20 protein-coding genes are annotated in these 15,721 nt (G+C 60.7%); 9 read left to right on the top strand and 11 right to left on the bottom strand.

Annotation, left to right across the window (positions count from 1 at the left end; genetic code table 11):
* Nucleotides 1-13 precede the first annotated feature (13 nt).
* On the bottom strand, nt 14-220 hold the full coding sequence (locus HPT27_RS00765) for a hypothetical protein (RefSeq protein WP_172237536.1): 207 nt from the start codon (nt 218-220) through the stop codon (nt 14-16).
* Here HPT27_RS00765 and gstA point away from each other — a divergent pair.
* Nucleotides 219-827 carry a glutathione transferase GstA gene (gene gstA, locus HPT27_RS00760; RefSeq protein WP_172237533.1) on the top strand — a complete coding sequence of 203 codons (609 nt, stop codon included), beginning with the start codon at nt 219-221 and terminating at the stop codon, nt 825-827. The two genes, HPT27_RS00765 and gstA, sit on opposite strands and share 2 nt — an antisense overlap.
* 316 nt (nt 828-1,143) lie before the next feature.
* Here gstA and HPT27_RS00755 read toward each other — a convergent pair whose 3' ends face one another.
* The 4 genes from HPT27_RS00755 to HPT27_RS00740 all read right to left on the bottom strand — a co-directional run bounded on the left by HPT27_RS00755 (nt 1,144) and on the right by HPT27_RS00740 (nt 3,577).
* Complete coding sequence (locus tag HPT27_RS00755; protein ID WP_172237530.1) at nt 1,144-1,560, bottom strand: hypothetical protein; 417 nt, start codon at nt 1,558-1,560, stop codon at nt 1,144-1,146.
* 111 nt (nt 1,561-1,671) lie between these two features.
* Nucleotides 1,672-2,691, bottom strand: coding sequence for a diguanylate cyclase domain-containing protein (locus HPT27_RS00750; protein WP_172237527.1), 1,020 nt, complete (start codon nt 2,689-2,691; stop codon nt 1,672-1,674).
* A 131-nt stretch (nt 2,692-2,822) separates the two neighbouring features.
* Nucleotides 2,823-3,293 carry a DUF3106 domain-containing protein gene (locus HPT27_RS00745; protein ID WP_172237509.1) on the bottom strand — a complete coding sequence of 157 codons (471 nt, stop codon included), beginning with the start codon at nt 3,291-3,293 and terminating at the stop codon, nt 2,823-2,825.
* Nucleotides 3,290-3,577 carry a hypothetical protein gene (locus HPT27_RS00740; RefSeq protein ID WP_172237506.1) on the bottom strand — a complete coding sequence of 96 codons (288 nt, stop codon included), beginning with the start codon at nt 3,575-3,577 and terminating at the stop codon, nt 3,290-3,292. Before HPT27_RS00740 ends, HPT27_RS00745 begins: the two co-directional genes overlap by 4 nt.
* A 295-nt stretch (nt 3,578-3,872) precedes the next feature.
* Between HPT27_RS00740 and HPT27_RS00735 the strand changes: the two genes are divergently transcribed.
* The 3 genes from HPT27_RS00735 (at nt 3,873) to HPT27_RS00725 (ending at nt 6,453) form a co-directional block, all read left to right on the top strand.
* Nucleotides 3,873-4,775 carry a hypothetical protein gene (locus tag HPT27_RS00735; protein WP_172237503.1) on the top strand — a complete coding sequence of 301 codons (903 nt, stop codon included), beginning with the start codon at nt 3,873-3,875 and terminating at the stop codon, nt 4,773-4,775.
* A 51-nt stretch (nt 4,776-4,826) separates the two neighbouring features.
* On the top strand, nt 4,827-6,032 hold the full coding sequence (locus HPT27_RS00730; protein WP_172237500.1) for a class I SAM-dependent rRNA methyltransferase: 1,206 nt from the start codon (nt 4,827-4,829) through the stop codon (nt 6,030-6,032).
* A gap of 103 nt (nt 6,033-6,135) precedes the next feature.
* Nucleotides 6,136-6,453 carry a hypothetical protein gene (locus HPT27_RS00725; RefSeq protein ID WP_172237497.1) on the top strand — a complete coding sequence of 106 codons (318 nt, stop codon included), beginning with the start codon at nt 6,136-6,138 and terminating at the stop codon, nt 6,451-6,453.
* 34 nt (nt 6,454-6,487) lie between these two features.
* Here the strand turns inward: HPT27_RS00725 and HPT27_RS00720 are convergent, their stop codons facing one another.
* Entirely contained in the window at nt 6,488-6,727 is a 240-nt protein-coding gene (locus HPT27_RS00720) for a Rho-binding antiterminator (RefSeq protein WP_172237494.1), read from the bottom strand.
* A 59-nt stretch (nt 6,728-6,786) separates the two neighbouring features.
* On the opposite strand from HPT27_RS00720, the gene HPT27_RS00715 reads away from it, so the two are divergent.
* The 3 genes from HPT27_RS00715 to HPT27_RS00705 are packed head-to-tail and all read left to right on the top strand — an operon-like array spanning nt 6,787 to nt 9,515.
* Nucleotides 6,787-8,058 carry a methyltransferase gene (locus HPT27_RS00715; protein WP_172237491.1) on the top strand — a complete coding sequence of 424 codons (1,272 nt, stop codon included), beginning with the start codon at nt 6,787-6,789 and terminating at the stop codon, nt 8,056-8,058.
* Nucleotides 8,055-8,873 carry a pseudouridine synthase gene (locus HPT27_RS00710; RefSeq protein ID WP_172237488.1) on the top strand — a complete coding sequence of 273 codons (819 nt, stop codon included), beginning with the start codon at nt 8,055-8,057 and terminating at the stop codon, nt 8,871-8,873. Before HPT27_RS00715 ends, HPT27_RS00710 begins: the two co-directional genes overlap by 4 nt.
* Before the next feature lie 60 nt (nt 8,874-8,933).
* Entirely contained in the window at nt 8,934-9,515 is a 582-nt protein-coding gene (locus HPT27_RS00705; protein WP_211197798.1) for a hypothetical protein, read from the top strand.
* Between the two features lie 138 nt (nt 9,516-9,653).
* On the opposite strand, the gene HPT27_RS00700 is transcribed toward HPT27_RS00705, so the two are convergent.
* The 3 genes from HPT27_RS00700 to HPT27_RS00690 all read right to left on the bottom strand — a co-directional run bounded on the left by HPT27_RS00700 (nt 9,654) and on the right by HPT27_RS00690 (nt 11,962).
* Nucleotides 9,654-10,469: a substrate-binding periplasmic protein gene (locus HPT27_RS00700; protein ID WP_172237485.1), complete on the bottom strand. Its 816-nt coding sequence runs from the start codon at nt 10,467-10,469 to the stop codon at nt 9,654-9,656.
* A 134-nt stretch (nt 10,470-10,603) separates the two neighbouring features.
* Entirely contained in the window at nt 10,604-11,272 is a 669-nt protein-coding gene (gene mutH, locus HPT27_RS00695) for a DNA mismatch repair endonuclease MutH (RefSeq protein WP_172237482.1), read from the bottom strand.
* An 18-nt stretch (nt 11,273-11,290) separates the two neighbouring features.
* Nucleotides 11,291-11,962: an HAD family hydrolase gene (locus HPT27_RS00690; RefSeq protein WP_172237479.1), complete on the bottom strand. Its 672-nt coding sequence runs from the start codon at nt 11,960-11,962 to the stop codon at nt 11,291-11,293.
* 306 nt (nt 11,963-12,268) lie between these two features.
* On the opposite strand from HPT27_RS00690, the gene rppH reads away from it, so the two are divergent.
* Nucleotides 12,269-12,850 (top strand): RNA pyrophosphohydrolase, encoded by a 582-nt coding sequence (rppH, locus tag HPT27_RS00685; protein WP_172237476.1) that lies wholly within the window; start codon nt 12,269-12,271, stop codon nt 12,848-12,850.
* 68 nt (nt 12,851-12,918) lie between these two features.
* Here the strand turns inward: rppH and HPT27_RS00680 are convergent, their stop codons facing one another.
* Nucleotides 12,919-13,872, bottom strand: a complete 954-nt coding sequence (locus HPT27_RS00680) for a coiled-coil domain-containing protein (protein WP_172237473.1) — start codon at nt 13,870-13,872, stop codon at nt 12,919-12,921.
* A 154-nt stretch (nt 13,873-14,026) separates the two neighbouring features.
* Nucleotides 14,027-15,052 (bottom strand): YheT family hydrolase, encoded by a 1,026-nt coding sequence (locus tag HPT27_RS00675; RefSeq protein ID WP_172237470.1) that lies wholly within the window; start codon nt 15,050-15,052, stop codon nt 14,027-14,029.
* Nucleotides 15,053-15,161: 109 nt separating this feature from the next.
* Between HPT27_RS00675 and HPT27_RS00670 the strand changes: the two genes are divergently transcribed.
* On the top strand, nt 15,162-15,629 hold the full coding sequence (locus tag HPT27_RS00670) for a thioesterase family protein (RefSeq protein ID WP_172237467.1): 468 nt from the start codon (nt 15,162-15,164) through the stop codon (nt 15,627-15,629).
* Nucleotides 15,630-15,721: the final 92 nt, after the last annotated feature.

Genomic DNA, 15,721 nt, shown 5'->3' with positions numbered 1-15,721 from the left:
CATGATTTCTATTTCAGGGCTTATGCAGGGCTTTCTTGGTATCAAAACGGTTAGTATCAGGTTGGTCAGCATCAAAACTTTTGACCGATTGCATCAAAAGCTTTTGCCATGCCGCGGTGCCGATTCTTCTAAGCTGTTCGGCAGCGCTTCCGGTTTTGTCGTTGTCATCACTGCCGCCGTTGCATTCCAGCACTGGCCATCGCTCAAGGAGAGTCATCATGAAACTGTATTACAGCCCCGGCACCTGTGCCTTGCTGCCGCATATTGTGTTGAAGGAACTCGGCCTGACGGCGAGCTTGAGCAAGGTTGATCTGGCCAGCAAGAAAACCGATGACGGCCAGAATTATTTTGACGTGAATCCGAACGGCTATGTGCCGGCGCTGCAACTCGACAACGGCAAGGTGCTGACCGAAGCCAACATCATTGCCCAGTATCTGGCCGACCAAAAGCCGGGCAATACCCTGTTGCCGGCGGCCGGCCAGTTCGAGCGCTATCAGCAGCAGGAATGGCTCAACTTCATCACCAGCGAAGTGCACAAAACCATGGGCGCTTTTTTTAATCCCAAGCTGCATCCGGAAACCCGCGCCGCGCTAAGCGAGCGTCTGGGCCAACGGCTGAATTACATCGTCAGCAAACTCGGCAGCAATGACTGGCTGACCGGCAGCCACTTCACCATTGCCGACGCCTATCTGTTCGTGGTGCTGAACTGGTGTGGCTGGGTCAAATTTGATTTGACGCCGTGGCCGGCGCTGCAGGCGTTTCAGCAGCGGGTGGCCGCCCGTGCCGCAGTGCAAGCGGCGATGGCGGAAGAGGGCATCGGCAAGTAACGGTCGCCGTGCCACCGTTGCGTGTTCATTTGCAGTACGACTGCGCTGCAGTACGATGATCTGCAATACGATTTGCTGTAGCAGCAAGCATGACAAAGGGCGCCAGTTGGCGCCCTTTGTTTGTTTGGCGTGCTGCCGCGCCTCGTTACGTCAAGCCTCGTTAGGTTACGTCACGCGCAGTGCGCTGGATCGGCGAACTGCAGCAATCAGCAATCGTGAGCCGTGATGACGATTGCCCCTGAGCACTGCCGACCGGGGTGCGCTTTAACAACGGGGTTTACCGCCACAGCAACGTGCGTCGTCAGCGCAACAATCATCAATAGTCTTTTTTCTTGTTCTTGCCTTTGCTTTTTTCCTGGCCACGGTTATTGCCGTAGCCATGTTTTTTGGCCAGCCCCGGTGGCAGCCGGTGATAGGTGTCTTCGACCACGAGCCAGGGACCGTCAAAGGCACTGGCGCGGATCCAGATGCCGTCGCGCAGGCGCCAGTAAAAATCATCCCAGAAATAGAAACCCGGTGAGCCGACCACAACATAGACGCCAACACCGCTGTCGAACATCAGATCGTGGTCATGGTATTTCTTGCGATAGCCGTGCGCCGGGGCATGGTCAGGCGGGCCGCCACGGACGACGACAGGACCAGGGCCGGGACCGCGATCCGGGTAAATGTCGACATAGTGGTGGCAGGCGGTTAGCGACAACGCCAACATGCCGGCGAGGACGGTGGTTTTCATCTGTGTGCTCCATTCGAACGATGGTTGGCGTGGAGCATAGTGGCTGGCCGGCCGCTTTCCTATTGCGGTGTTCGCAATTTTGCCGATCTGGTGCCGAACGTTGCCGGTGGTTCAGGCGTGTCGCGCGTGCTGATGCTCGCGCTTGTGCTCATACATGCGCCGGTCCGCCAATTCGAGCAATTGCTCGGCATCCAACATGCCAGCGTCCAGCGCGGCATAGCCGATGCTGGCGCTCAGTTGCACGGGCTGGGTCGCCAGCAGAAATGGCTCGGTAAAGCAGTCGCGGTAGCGCTGGCTCAGCAGCTCCGCCGTGGCAGCCTCATTGCCTTGGAACAGCACCACAAATTCGTCGCCACCGATGCGGGCAATCATGTCAGTGCTGCGGCCACGGGCGCGCAAGCGGCGGCCGAGTTCCGCCAGCAGACAATCACCGGCCTGATGGCCATGACAATCGTTGATGGGTTTGAATCCGTCCAGATCGAGAAACAGCAGCGCGACCCGATGACTGCGATTGCGCCGGTGGCGTTCGCCGGCGGCCGCCAGCTCATGCATCAACGCAGCGCGGTTGTACAGACCGGTCAAGGCATCATGTTGGGCACGGTGCAAAATGTCGGCTTCACTGCGCTTGCGCTCGGTGATGTCGCGCGCAATGGCGTAGAGCAGTTTGCTGCCGGGTGCCGGTGCCGGCGTGGTCCAGTTGAGCCACAGCCAATGACCGTCCTTGCAGCGGTAGCGATTGTCAAAGCTGATCGTGTCGACACCGGTTTTGAGTTTGTCGATTTCCGCCAGCGTGGCGGCCAGATCTTCAGGATGCACCAAATCCAGAAATGGCTGCTGCAGCAGGTCGGCGCGGTCATAACCGAGCGCGCGAACAAAGGCCGGATTGATGTCGTGAAACCGGCCGTCAGTGTCGGCAACGCAGAGCATGTCGAGCGACAGCGAAAAGAAATTGCGCCACTGCTGCACCAGCGCCTGAGCCTCGGCGAGTTGCTCGGCCATGTGCCGGTTAAAGGCGCCAAAGGTACGGGTCAGCGAATCGAGCTCAGCCACCCGACCCTGCAGGATTTCAAACTCCTGAGCGCCGCGGCGAAGCAGTGCCAGTTGCTCGGTCAACAACTCCATCTGTTCCATGCGGGATGGTCCGGATCGGGTGACCTGCCAAGCATAGTTCATGCGGCGCGGGTCAGCGCGTGCCGTTTCCGTACACCGGCACCAGCTGGAGGTTGATCCGGCGCGTGTCGCGCCGGCTGGCGGCGCCCGACTCAGCCGCCCCGGCGCAGCTTGCGCTGCAAGTCAAATCGCTGTTTCAACAACTGCCGTTGTTCCGGGCTCAATTCGCGAAAGCGTTTCACTTGTTCGCGCAGTTGTTTCTTTTGTTCGGGCGTCAGCTGCTGCCAGCGCTTGTGCATCTTGCGCAGGTGTTTGCGCTGTTCGGGACTCAAGTCGCGCCAGCGTTTGAACTGTTTGCCGGCGCGCTGTTTCTGCTCCGGTGTCATCTGGTTCCAGCGCTCCAGGCCCTGGACGATGTGCTGACGCTGGCTGTCGGTCAGTTGCGGCCATTGTCCGGCAAATTTCTTCAGCTGCTTTTGCTGCGCGTCCGGCAGCGCATCAAACTCGGCCGGCACGCTGACCGTCGCCGGCGCGTTGGTGCTGACCTCATCGGCGCGCGGCGCGCTGCCGAGCAGCGCAGCCGACAGGCTCAACACCAGAATGGCGAGAGGGCGCATCATCATTTCTTCTCCACTGCGGCCTGGGCGTTGCTGGCCGGCACGGTCGTTGGTTCGGCAGGGCGCGATAGCGCCGGCTGGTCGGTGGCAGGTTCGTCCGCGTCCGCCGGTTGCACCAAGGCACTGTCAAAATCGTCGGGCAAATTGAGCTCGCCCTGGTCATTGCCGTATTCGCCAAGAAACTCCAGCAATTCCAGACTCAGCTCCGCATCCGGGCCGCCCGCAGCCTCGCTTGCCAGCAGGCCCGAGCTGAACAAACCCAGCAGCATTGCCAGTCGCCAGCCTCTCATGTTGTCTCCGTGGTTCGCGTCAGCACGCGCCCTGAAGCTTACGGCAACTGACCCCGGCCGTCTCTTTCCGGACCGCCGGGACACCCCGTTTCGACGGCAGCGCACCCGGTGCCTGTCGTCTCAAGGCTGATAACGGTCCGCTGCCCCGGCCGTTGACCCCGGCGGCAAAATTTTCCGCCAGCGGTCAACGCTGGCGCCGCTGGCGCGTGAACGGTAGAGTGCCGCGCCCGAGGGCCGGTCTGCCCCTGTCTGCACGCTTGCCGCGCCGACCTGAATCCGTGATGGAGTACAGCCAATGAAACCTCTTTTGTTCGGGGTGCTATGCGCGGGCCTGCTCGGCCAGGCGCCGGTGCAAGCGTTTGACCAATCCGCCGACGAATTGCCGGGCCTCGGCCACGCCAGCCTCGGCTGGCAGCAGGACAGCGACGAAGGCGATTCGGCCGCCCTGGCGCTGGCACTGCCGCTCAGCCCGGTCTGGTATCTGAATGCCAGCGCGGTCCGCGCCAACAGTCAGATGGCCACGTTGAGCGGCAGCGAGTCGGTGCAGGCAACCAGTACCCGACTCGGGCTCAGTCTGGAGCAGAGCGGCTGGGGTGGCGGGCTGTCGCTGCTACGCTATGACGACGACATGCTGCTCAAGACCGATGAAGCACAACTGGCACTGCGCCATCGCGGTGAGCAGCTGGAGCTGGGGCTGGAGCTGTCCAAGCGCTCGCATGAGGTCTCGGTGACGCTGCAGTTTCCGTTGCAAGTGCGGGAATACAGCGAGAGCTTTGACAGCAGAGGCGTTGGCGCGAATATCGCCATCAGTAGCGAAAGTGGTCTGCGCGCCTACGGCGCCTTGCAGCAATACGATTACGATGATGCCCGCGTGTTGAGTGATCAGTTTGGACAGTACTTGCTGTCACATCCGCGGCTGTATCTCGCCATGCTGACCACGCGCCAGCTGGCACAAGGTGGTCTGGCAAAACGCAACGGGTGGCTGGGGGTCGATGTGCCGGTGGCAGAGCATCTGCTGACCTTTGAGCATTTCGTCAGCGTGCCGGAGCTGGATGATGGCAGCTTCCGCACTGACAGCGTGACCTTGGCGCTGAACCTTGGTGAGCGCTGGGGGCTGGATCTGAATGCCGGTATCAACCGCGGCGAGCAAGGTGATGACATCCGCTTTGCCGGTCTGACGGCGCACGTATTTTGGTAAACACTGGCCGGACTTTCCGGCCACTGCATTGAAGACAGGAGCACCGTTCCGGTGAGCGACAACACAGCACAATTACCCCGTTTGCGATTGACCAAACACGAGGAGCGCCGGATCAAGGGCGGCCATTTGTGGGTATACAGCAACGAGGTCGATACAGTCGCGACGCCGCTGAAAGCGTTCGAGCCCGGCCAGCAGGCAGTCATCGAAAGCGCCACCGGCCAGTTTCTCGGTGTGGCCTACGTCAACCCGCATTCGTTGATCTGCGCGCGCATCATCAGCCGCGATCATCATGTGCTGGATCGGTCGCTGCTGGTGCACCGGATCAACATTGCGCTCAGCTTGCGCGAGCTGATGTTCCCGTTGCCGTATTACCGGCTGGTTTATGGCGAGAGTGATCTGTTGCCCGGGCTGGTGGTGGATCGCTTTGGCGATCACCTGGTCGTGCAAATCACCACCGCCGGCATGGAAGCGGTCAAGGACGACATCATTTCGGCGCTCGACAAAGTGCTGAAGCCGGCGTCGATTTTGCTGCGCAATGACAGCAGCGCCCGCGCCTTCGAGAACCTTCCGAGTGAAGTGGTGGTCGCGGCCGGCAACCCGCCGCAGGAAGTCGAGTTGATTGAAAACGGCGTGCGCTTTCTGGCGCCGCTGCACGACGGCCAGAAAACCGGCTGGTTCTATGATCAGCGGCCGAATCGGGAATGGTTGCGCGGTATCGCCAAAGGCAAACGCGTGCTCGATGTCTTCAGCTATGTCGGCGCCTTTGGTGTGCAGGCACTGAGTTTTGGCGCCGCCGAAGTCTGCTGCGTCGATGCCTCCGAATTCGCCCTCGACACCGCTGAACGCAATGCCGCGCTCAACGGCGGCGGCGAGCGCTTCATGACCGTGCAGGGCGATGCGTTTGAAGCTCTGAAAGAACTGAAAGCGGCAGACGAGCGTTTTGACATTGTCATCGTTGACCCGCCGGCCTTCATCAAGCGCAAGAAAGATCTGGCCGAAGGCGTCAACGCCTATCGCCGCATCAATGAACTGGCGATGCGACTGTTGAACAAGGACGGCCTGCTGCTGGCCGGTTCCTGTTCCATGCATCTGCCGCGTGAAGAACTGCATGAGGTTGTGCGTGCGTCAGGCCGCCATCTCGACCGTCATGTCCAGATTCTCGCCGAAGGTATGCAAGGCGCAGATCATCCGGTGCATCCGGCGATTCCGGAAACGCGTTATCTGAAAGCGTTTTTGGCGAGGGTGGTGTTGCCGTAATGTTTGGCTATGAGGCTGAGCGGGTCATAAACTGCCCAGCCTCCTGTTCTTGATACGGTGATGGTGCGTCAAGACGCACCCTACATCACTGAGGCGAAAGTTGATGCAAGCAATTCAGTTTCTCAGACGGCATCGCAAAGTAATTGATTTCACTTGTGCGATCAGTGCCGCTGGGTTTGTTGCCGAATTAATCTATACGCATTTTTTCGGCCCGGAAAAAATGACTGCGGTTTTGGGTGGGGCGATCGTCATCCCATATCTGTTTTTTACGGTTGCGTTTTTCCCGGGTTGGTACCTGAGCTGGTTTCAAGAAGATAGAGATTCAATGTTCAATCGGCTCAGAAAGGCCTTTTTCTGGCTTTCACTCGCCATCGCATTGATTATTTGGGGCAGCATTTTTTCTTGGCTACTTGTTGGTTGAGCGAGTAGCTCGGGCTGGAAATGCCAACACCCCCCTACCGCAACGGAAAGCTCTGCCAGTCCAGCCAATCCAGCCGTAACCGCAGTTGCTCACCGTTCACTTCAAACAGCACAAACTCTTCGCCTTGTTTGACTTCAATATCCCGCACCAGCCCACTTGCCTGCCGGGCATTGCCGTCGGCATCACGCCATTGCAGCTGTACCGGTTGTTTGCGCACGGCGGCGGCTTCCAGTTGGTCGTGCCATTCGCAGTTGATGGGTTGGTAGCGGCTCATGGTGCAGTCCGTTGGTGGCGCAGGCCTCTATAATGGCGCACTTGCTGTGAGAGTGCTGTATGTCCCTGGCCACCCGCTTTGCTGATCTGACCGCCTTGCTGCGCCAGTACGAACCGTTCTGGCGGCCGTCGCCGTTTGTCCATCCGGTGCCGGCCTGGTGCGCGGACTATCCGGCGTTGGCCGCTGACTGCCACGCGTTGACCGATGCCGCGCTCGCTGCGCTGGAAGCGGACCCATCCGCGCTGATGCAATGGCTGATCGCTCGTGAACCGGCGCTGGCGGCGCTGCCGCCCTTGCTGGAAGTGCCGACATCCGCGCCGGCGGTAACGGACTTGCCCAATCTGTGGGCCAAGGACATTCCCGGTCGCAAATGGCAGCAGATTGCCGCCTTCGCCGCGCAGGTGCCAGCACTGGAACCGAAACTGGAATCGGAGCTTGAACTAAAACCAACAGCAGCCGGTACGCTGCTGGATTGGTGCAGCGGCAAGGCGCATCTGGGTCGCACGCTGGCGCAGGTGCGCCGGCAGCCGTTGCTGGCGGTCGAGCGTGATGCCAACTTGTGCGCGGCCGGCGCGGCGCTGGCACAGCAGGCTGGCGTGGCGGCGGAATTTGTTTGCGCCGATGTACTGCAGGACGAGCCTTCCCTGCCTGCATCAGCGCAAGTGCTGGCGCTGCACGCCTGTGGCGATTTACATCGTCGCTTGCTGCAGCGGCTGGCGCAGCAACCGGTGCAGGCGCTGACGCTGGCGCCGTGTTGCTACCATTTGTGGCTGAAAGAAAACTATGTGCCGTTGTCAGCGCTGGCGCGCGGCAGGGATCTGCAACTGGATCGCAACAGCGTGCAGCTGGCCGTGCAGGAAGCGGTGACTTCATCCCATCGCATTCGCTCACGCTCGGAAACGCTGGCGGCGTGGCGGCTCGGTTTTGACAGCCTGCAGCGTGAACTGCGCGGCAAAGACGAGTACCTGACCACGCCATCACTGCCGCAATCGGTGCTGCTGGAAGGCTTTGAATCGCTGTGCCGGCGTATTGCCGCGCACAAAAATCTGCCGCTGCCGGCGAACGTCGATTGGCCGCATTATCAGGCGCTCGGCGTCGAGCGTCATCGCCGTGCCCAGCGACTGCAAGGGGTTCGCCATGGCTTTCGGCGCGCCATTGAATTGTGGTTGGTGCTGGATCTTGCGCTGTATCTGGAGCAGCTCGGTTATCAAGTTGAACTGAGCGAGTTTTGCCCGCGGGAATTGACGCCACGAAATCTGTTGCTGCGCGCCCGCGCAAATCAATCCGCTGCAATCCGCCACCACCGGAATGCGCAACCGAGTCAGCCATGAGCACACAAGAATTTCAGATTCATATCACCGAGCCCGGCCAGATTGCGGTCGATGTACTCGCGGCCCGATCCGGATTGCCGAAAGCACGCATCAAGGATGCAATGGCCAAGGGCGCGGTCTGGTTGAAACAGCGCGGCAAGGAAAAACGGCTGCGCCGGGTCAGCACTGAATTGCTGCCGGGCGATACCATTTCACTGTATTACGATGCCCGCCTGCTGGCGTTGACGCCGCCGACACCGATCAAGCTGGCCGACGAAACTCAGTACAGTGTCTGGCTGAAACCGGCCGGCGTGTTGGCGCAAGGCACCCGTGAAGGCGATCACTGCGCCATGCTTCGGCTGGCAGAACTGGCGCTCAACCGGCAAGCGTTTCTGGTGCACCGACTGGATCGGGAAGCCAGCGGGCTGATGCTCATTGCCCATACTGGCAAAGCGGCGGCAGCGTTGTCGGCGCTGTTTGCCGAACACACGGCCGGTGCGAGCGTGATCGAAAAACGTTACCGGGTCGAAGTGCGTGGCGAGTTGCCGAGCGCCGGGCAAATTGATCAGCCACTCGATGGCAAAGCCGCCAGCACCCGGTTCACCCGGCTGAGTTTCGATGCCGAACGGCAATGCAGTATTGCCGAGGTGGTGATCGATAGCGGTCGCAAGCACCAGATCCGCCGGCATCTGGCGGGTATCGGTCATCCGGTGCTGGGTGATCCGCAATACGGCGAACACAACGCCGATCCGCGCGGCTTGCAGTTATTTGCCGTGCAGCTTAAGTTTGTCTGCCCGCTGAGCAAGCGGCCGCGCGATTACCGCTACCAGCCCTGAGGCAATCGTGCCGACCGGGCGGCGGTACGGTCGATGGCCGAATGAAAACAAGGACGCGTCGTGAACGCCAAAATGCTCCCGCTTTGTTTGCCGTTATTGCTGGCGGCCTGCGCCAGTTCGGAAAAGGTGGTGGTCGATGCCGCAACCACTCCGCTGACCGATCTGAACGTGATCCGGGTCGACATTCCGGCCGTGCTTGATCGCGCCAAAGCCCATCCCTATGCGGTGCCGCAAGAAGACGGCTGTCCGGTTCTGCTCGCTGAACTGGCAGAGCTGGATGCGGCGCTCGGTCCCGATGTTGATGCGCCGGAGGAAGACGAGCCGGACCCGACGCTGCTGCAACGTGGCAGCGAAGAAGTCGGCAAGGCGGCGATCAAAGTGGTGCGCAGCGCCGCTGAAGATGTGGTGCCGTTTCGCAGCTGGCTGCGGAAGCTGAGTGGTGCCGAGCGTCATTCGAAAAAAGTCAGCAAAGCGATTGCTGCTGGAACAATCCGGCGGGCGTTTCTGAAAGGTCTGATGGTAGCGAAACACTGTGAGCTGCCGTCACCAACATTACCGTCACCGAGCACGCCAATGACTGCTCCAGCAAGCGCTCCGACAAATGAAAGTGAAACGCCGGTCACGCCGCCAGTGCAGCCCTGAGCGCTGTTTGTTGTTGCTGGAGTTTGTCCGCCGGGCCAGCCATTGATGGCGACGTAATTCAGTGACAGCGACGCTGCCTATTCATGGTAAGGCAACTCAGCAATGGTGAGGTATTCCGTCATGGCCGACGTAGCGTAGTCACTTTGGCGTAAGCCAGCGCTGGCGGATGCTGGCCAGCGTGCCATTGTCGCTGATGCGCGACACGCCAAGATTGTATTGCGCCAATGCCCATTCACCTTGCGGATGCACCGTGCTGAAACCGAGATAGGCAATCTGGATGCTGGGGCTGTGGAACGCGACACTGACTTTGTTGCTGACACCGGCCGCATGTGGCCAGTAATCGTCACCGGTCAGATCATTGGTCATGACCAGCGCCGCATCCAGTCGACCGGCGGCCAGCATCTTCAAGTTGGTTTGCTCTGCACGATGCGCGTCGAATATCGCGCCGCGTGCCTGCGCGGCCAAGGTGGTGGCCGGGTATTCGTATTCCCGGACCACGCCGATGGTAACGCCGGCGCCGAGTTCGGCTTCACTTCTTGCCTTGAGCGGTCGCTTGCGGTTTTCGAAATAGGTGGGCGTTACCGAGAACAGCGGCGTATCGGCAAATTTGACCTGACCGACTAATTCTGGCGCGGCCGACATGCTGAAACAGGCGACCGCACTGCCTTCGATCACCTGCTTCTTGCAGCGGGAATAGGGCACCACCACCAGCGTGATGTCGACGCCGGCAGCAGCGAACGCGGCGCGGACAATGTCATTGGCATAGCCACTGCCATCCGGGCGCGAGAACGGATCGGCATTGTCTTCGACAAAAATTTCCAGCGGCGCCGCCGCTGTGGCTGACCCTGCCGGCACCGGTATGAATGCGGCGAACGTCAGCAGGGCGCTGAGCAGGACCGCTTTGCGTGCAGGTGGCAACGTTGCCTCGCCCATTCGATTGTCTGACTGCTTCATTCTATAGCCATTGGCCGCCGTTAACTCAAGCGGGTGTGGCGCTGCAGACATGTTCGTTTGCCTGCCGATTTGCCTGCCGATACGGACGGTCGTGAGGCTTCACAGGTGCGTGCTGTCGCGGCTGGCTGCAATTGTCACAGCACATGCTGCTGCAGGATTCGGCTGGTCAGGCTGCGGCGCAAATAGAAACCGCGCGGCAGAGTTTTGATGCGGACACCATCGGGACCGATGGCATCGGTCAGGATGCTGGCGTTGGCGGCTTTTGGCCGCAGCTGCAGATATTCGCCGTGGTGGGCGCTGATGCTCTCGACTTCGCCGAGCTGGATTTTTTCGGCAATTTCTTCGTAGTCGCGCTGCAGTTGCCCGGCCTCTTCTGCACTCGGTTGCCAATAAAACGCGCTGCCGATCCGGCGCTCGGCAAGCGTTAAGTCATCGCGATCCTGCACCGGTAACCACAGCACTTTGCTCAGCTTGGCGCGGACCAAGCTGTGTTCCCAGCGCGGCAACTCGCCGGGTTGCAAATGAGCAATGCAAACCCAGGTCGATTCGGTCGGCAGGCCATCAGCGCCGAAAGGCAGCGTTTTCAGTTCAATGCCGAGTGCGGGAAAATCCGGCTGGGCCAGTGAGCCGCTGCTGGCGCCCAAAGCACGCTCCATCAACTGACCGAGCCAGCCTTTGTCACGGCGCAAATCCGCCGGTGTGGTCAACTCAAACCGGGCAGCGAGCTCGGCCAGTGGCAAGCCGGCGAGCGCGTGGGCGCGCGCAAGCAGTTCGGAGGCGTCACGGGGTGGCGGGATGCGCATCGGTGGCTCGCTCGCGGCTCAGCGGCGCGGTGGCACGGGCTGAAACCAGTCCAGAATCGGCCAGCCATTGTGTTCGGCCTGCTCGCGCAGGATCGCATCGGGCGTAACGGCGTAGGCAAAATGCGCGTGTTGCAGCAGCGGCAGATCGTTGTGCGAATCGCTGTAGAAATGCAGATCGCTGCTGTCGATGCCTTCGGCCGCGCAGAACGCTTGCAGGCGTTGCACCTTGCCTTCGCGAAAGCAGGGAATGCCGGTCAATTCGCCGGTGAAAATGCCGTCGCGCAATTCCGGCTCGGTCGCCAGCAGATCACCAACATCGAGCAGCTCGGCGCTGGCCGCGGCGACAAACCTTGTGGTCGCGGTGATGATGACCACGCGATGGCCGCGCTCGCGGTGCCAGTCAATTCGGGCCATGGCCTGACTGCGCAGGCGCGGCGCAATGCACTGGGCGCCGAATTCGCGGCGCATCGCCAGCAGATCCTGTTCGCGTTTGCCGACCAGAGGGCCGAGCACGACGCGGGCGGCGGCATGAATATCGAGCCGGCCGGCAAGATAGTCGGCAAACAAGGCGTCCTTGTTACGCAGATGGTCGCTACCGACCAGGCCGCGACTGAACAGGAACTCGGCCCACAGCTGGTCGCTGTCGCCTTCCAGCAGCGTGTGATCCAGATCGAACAAGGCAAGCGTCATGGTGATGGGTTTTCGCGTTGGGTGTGCGGTAGTGGTGCAGGTCTTCTCTGCATGCCTCGCCCTTCTTCTTCAATACCGACTCGTCGGCGACGGCTCCTGCCGTCTTGCCCCGGCAAGGGCAAACGGGAAACAGTGACACCCGGCAGCGGACCAGTTGGGATGAAGCGGAGGGCGAAGCCGCCAAACTCTCCTGCGGCTATTGCACCGCATCAGAGAACTAATTGTACCTGTTCTCGTAATGGTGGTTGCTGGCCACGCCACCCTGTGGAAGAATCGATTGCAAGTACACCCGGCAGGAAAGCCGGCATGATTGACGCGGAAGGGTATCGCGCCAATGTTGGCATCGTCATTTGCAACCGTGATGGCCAACTGTTCTGGGCGCGCCGCAAGGGTCACGATTCCTGGCAGTTTCCGCAAGGCGGAATCAATGCCGGCGAATCCCCCGAGCAGGCGTTGTTCCGGGAACTGCGCGAGGAAACGGGCTTGACCCGTAATGAAGTGCGGGTGCTGGGCAGCACCCGTGACTGGTTGCGCTATCGGCTGCCGCAGAAATACATGCGGCACGATTCCAAGCCTTTGTGCATCGGCCAGAAACAGCGCTGGTTTCTATTGCTGTTGACGGGCGACGAGACCAAGGTCGATTTCTACAGCACCGATCATCCCGAGTTTGATGGCTGGATGTGGGTCAATTATTGGTACCCGGTCCGGCAGGTGATCGCGTTCAAGCGCGAGGTCTATCGTGCGGCACTGGCCGAGTTGCTGCCGTTTGCGGCGCAGCTGAGCCGGCAACGTGACGGCGGCACGGTCGAGCCAACTGTCGGCCCGCGGCCAGAAGGCCAGCGTAAGGAAGGCCATCGTCAGCACCATCGCCGGCGACGTAATCGTTAGCAGGTAGCGGGCAAAAAAAACGGCAACCTCGGGTTGCCGTTTTGCATTGTCTGATTTGCAAGGCGCGATCAGGGCGAGAATTTTTTCCGCAACATATCGTACAAACGCGCTGTCGCGGCCAGCTCGGTGCCGCTCAATTTTTCCTGCGTCTGCAGTTGCTTCATCAGCGAGTCGATCTGGGCATCGATGGTCAGCGGCTTGGCCGGTTCGGCCGGTGCCGGCGCGGCGGCCGGGGCGGGGTTGCTGCCCCATTGCAGGTTCTTGAAGCTGTCCTGCAGCTCTTGCTGACGCTTGCGGTGGGATTCTTCGGCGTCGTATTCGCGCTGCTTTTCCAGCCGCAATTGTTCGGCCTCATCGGCGGCGCGTTTGGCTTCCAGCCGCTTGCGCTCTTCCATGACTTTCATGCGCTGTTCTTGCACCAGCCGGTTTTGCTGCGCGACCTTTTCGTTTTCGGCTGCGACCACCGCTTCCTGGGCTTTGATTTTTTCCAGCTCGGCTTGCTGCTTTTTCACCGCCAGTTCTTCTTTGGCGATGGCATTGAATTCATCGATGCGCTGTACCAGGGCGTGATACATGGTTTTGATCCTCGCTTGCAGAGCGCTCAGGCCGAATTTCTGGTGGAAGTCGTTGGCTTCGGCCAGGAAGCGCAATTCTTTGATCAGTCCTTCAACAAACGCCGGCCGGAACCGCTGTTCCTTGTCGAGCCGGGCCAGTGCCTGTTCGTATTGTCGGTGGGCGTTTTGATACCACTCGGCCTGACCGAGATCGTCGGTGCGCAGATGAAAGCGGGTCAGCGTGGCGGTGACCTGCTCCCAGCTGAAGTCGTCGCTTTGGCAGCGGGTCGACAGCTCGGTGATGGCGGCCTTCAGCGCATCCTGTTCCTTGTAGGTGCTTTTCCAGTGGTCCCAGGCTTTGCCCGGATCTTCCTTGACCAATTCGCGCAGGTAGCCGAGGTGGCCACGCCATTCACCCAGGCGTTCTTTTAGTGCCGGTTTTTTTTCGTTTTTGTCGTCGGAGGCCATCGGGGCGGTCGGGTTGTCGTTGCGGTGGGAGGTAAAACTGGGAAAGCAGTCACAGGATTAAAGCAGCCCAACCCGGTAATCGGCAAGCGCTGGCCGCATCGGCCGGCATTTCGCCGGTCCATTTTGGTGGGTAGATGCCGGTCGATTCGGTGGTTCAACCGGCGAGCGCGTGCGCCAGCAGCTGGGTCACGCGCCGTTCGGACCAACCGTCGAGGGCCCAATTGCTGACAAAGCCGCAGTGGCCACCATGTGGCGTGACTTCCAGCGTCAGCTGTGGCGGTTTGGCCACCGCCAGCCAATCTGCAACCGGGATGACCGGATCGTCGGCCGCGACGATGACATGGGTGTTGACCGGTAGCGCCGCCAGTTTGGCCGCTGTCATCGCATAGCCGTTGAGGTAATCGAGCAGACTCGGGTACTCGGTATGGTGTTCGACAAAATGCGCGGTCAGCTCGGTCAGGCTGCTGATGCGTTGCCAGTGCGGATTCGGAAACTGGCCCGGATAGACTGCCGCTTTGCGGTACAGCGACTCCTTCCATTTGCGCAGAAAATAGGCCCGGTACAGCAGCGGCCCGGTTTCCAGTGCCTGCAGCGTCGCGGCCGGGCTGATGACCGGACAGACCGCAACCACGGTGCGCAGCGGTGACAAAGTCGATGCCGACTGAGCTGACGCGGACAGCGCAGCCAGTCGCAGCGACACCCGCATGGCGAAATTGCCGCCGAGCGAAAAGCCGGCCAACGCGAAAGAGGCTGGCCGCAGCCGCGCCACGGCATCGGCAATGGCCAAGGCGACTTCTTCGTCGCGGCAGGAATGAAACAGTTCGGGGTTCAGATGATGGCTGTCGCCGTGGTCGCGCAGATTCAGGCGCAGCACATCAAAGCCGGCCTGAAACGCTTGGCTGGCGGTGGCCAGCAGATACAGCGAATCGCTGGAGCCCTCCCAGCCATGGAGCAAAATCACCAGTGGCCGCGGCGTGTTGGCAGCAGCCGGGTGTTGCGACAACCAGCCGAGCAACTGGGCCGCGCCGCCGTGCAGCAGCAAAGGCCGGCCGTGCTGGCGCAGCGCTTCGGCCGCCGTCTCGATGCGGGCACGACGGGGCGGCAGGCGCGACAACACGCCTTGCAGGTGCGGATTGCGCAGCAGGCCGCGCGGTGCGAATGAGGTGGTGATGTCGGTCATGGCGGGTTGGTTCCAAGCATGCTCCGATTATACGGAGCACAGCCAGAGCCGGTCATGATGATCCGCTACAATCGTGATCGGCCTTCGACTTTCCGACTGGTAACCGACCATGACCGCGCAACAAACCGTGCAACAACATCTGGCCAATCTGGTGGAAAGTTTTTCCAAGCACATTCCGTTTCACCGCACGGTTGGCCTGCATTTTGAGCAGGTCGACCACGAACGCTGCGTGCTGAGCTTTGCCTCGCGCGACGAACTCATCGGCAATTACATCCAGAACATTCTGCATGGAGGGGTCATTGCCACGGTGCTCGATGTCGCGGGTGGCACCATGGCGGCGGTCGGGCTCATCCACAAGCACGGCGACGCCAGCGAAGCGGAAATCCGCGAGCGCTTGTCGAAGCTGGGCACCATCGATCTGCGCATCGATTATCTGCGGCCCGGCCGAGGCCAGCATTTCCGTGCCGATGCGGTGTTGCTGCGCGGTGGCAACAAGGTGGCGGTGGCGCGGATGGAATTGCACAACGACAGCAATGAACTGATTGCGGTGGGTACGGGTACTTATCTGGTGGGGTAGTTTTGTGAGGTATTTGTGGTTTACCGTTTTTACGCTTCTAATACTGGCCTATGATCAGTATGCCTATGCGGCTCGCTGCATCCCTGCAGATG

It is taken from the genome of Permianibacter fluminis (genome assembly GCF_013179735.1).
Lineage (GTDB): Bacteria > Pseudomonadota > Gammaproteobacteria > Enterobacterales > Permianibacteraceae > Permianibacter > Permianibacter fluminis.
The sequence above is the reverse complement of the archived record's forward strand: the minus strand, read 5'-3'. Positions and strand labels throughout refer to the sequence as shown.

Coding starts and splice junctions, on each gene's coding strand:
- mutH (WP_172237482.1), bottom strand. CDS start 11,272: ATGCGCATCCCGCCACCCCGTGACGCCTCCGAACTGCTTGCGCGCGCC.
- HPT27_RS00755 (WP_172237530.1), bottom strand. CDS start 1,560: ATGAAAACCACCGTCCTCGCCGGCATGTTGGCGTTGTCGCTAACCGCC.
- HPT27_RS00710 (WP_172237488.1), top strand. CDS start 8,055: ATGAGCACACAAGAATTTCAGATTCATATCACCGAGCCCGGCCAGATT.
- HPT27_RS00700 (WP_172237485.1), bottom strand. CDS start 10,469: ATGAAGCAGTCAGACAATCGAATGGGCGAGGCAACGTTGCCACCTGCA.
- gstA (WP_172237533.1), top strand. CDS start 219: ATGAAACTGTATTACAGCCCCGGCACCTGTGCCTTGCTGCCGCATATT.
- HPT27_RS00670 (WP_172237467.1), top strand. CDS start 15,162: ATGACCGCGCAACAAACCGTGCAACAACATCTGGCCAATCTGGTGGAA.
- HPT27_RS00725 (WP_172237497.1), top strand. CDS start 6,136: ATGCAAGCAATTCAGTTTCTCAGACGGCATCGCAAAGTAATTGATTTC.
- HPT27_RS00735 (WP_172237503.1), top strand. CDS start 3,873: ATGAAACCTCTTTTGTTCGGGGTGCTATGCGCGGGCCTGCTCGGCCAG.
- HPT27_RS00720 (WP_172237494.1), bottom strand. CDS start 6,727: ATGAGCCGCTACCAACCCATCAACTGCGAATGGCACGACCAACTGGAA.
- HPT27_RS00715 (WP_172237491.1), top strand. CDS start 6,787: ATGTCCCTGGCCACCCGCTTTGCTGATCTGACCGCCTTGCTGCGCCAG.
- HPT27_RS00690 (WP_172237479.1), bottom strand. CDS start 11,962: ATGACGCTTGCCTTGTTCGATCTGGATCACACGCTGCTGGAAGGCGAC.
- HPT27_RS00740 (WP_172237506.1), bottom strand. CDS start 3,577: ATGAGAGGCTGGCGACTGGCAATGCTGCTGGGTTTGTTCAGCTCGGGC.
- HPT27_RS00750 (WP_172237527.1), bottom strand. CDS start 2,691: ATGGAACAGATGGAGTTGTTGACCGAGCAACTGGCACTGCTTCGCCGC.
- HPT27_RS00745 (WP_172237509.1), bottom strand. CDS start 3,293: ATGATGATGCGCCCTCTCGCCATTCTGGTGTTGAGCCTGTCGGCTGCG.
- HPT27_RS00675 (WP_172237470.1), bottom strand. CDS start 15,052: ATGACCGACATCACCACCTCATTCGCACCGCGCGGCCTGCTGCGCAAT.
- rppH (WP_172237476.1), top strand. CDS start 12,269: ATGATTGACGCGGAAGGGTATCGCGCCAATGTTGGCATCGTCATTTGC.
- HPT27_RS00680 (WP_172237473.1), bottom strand. CDS start 13,872: ATGGCCTCCGACGACAAAAACGAAAAAAAACCGGCACTAAAAGAACGC.
- HPT27_RS00765 (WP_172237536.1), bottom strand. CDS start 220: ATGATGACTCTCCTTGAGCGATGGCCAGTGCTGGAATGCAACGGCGGC.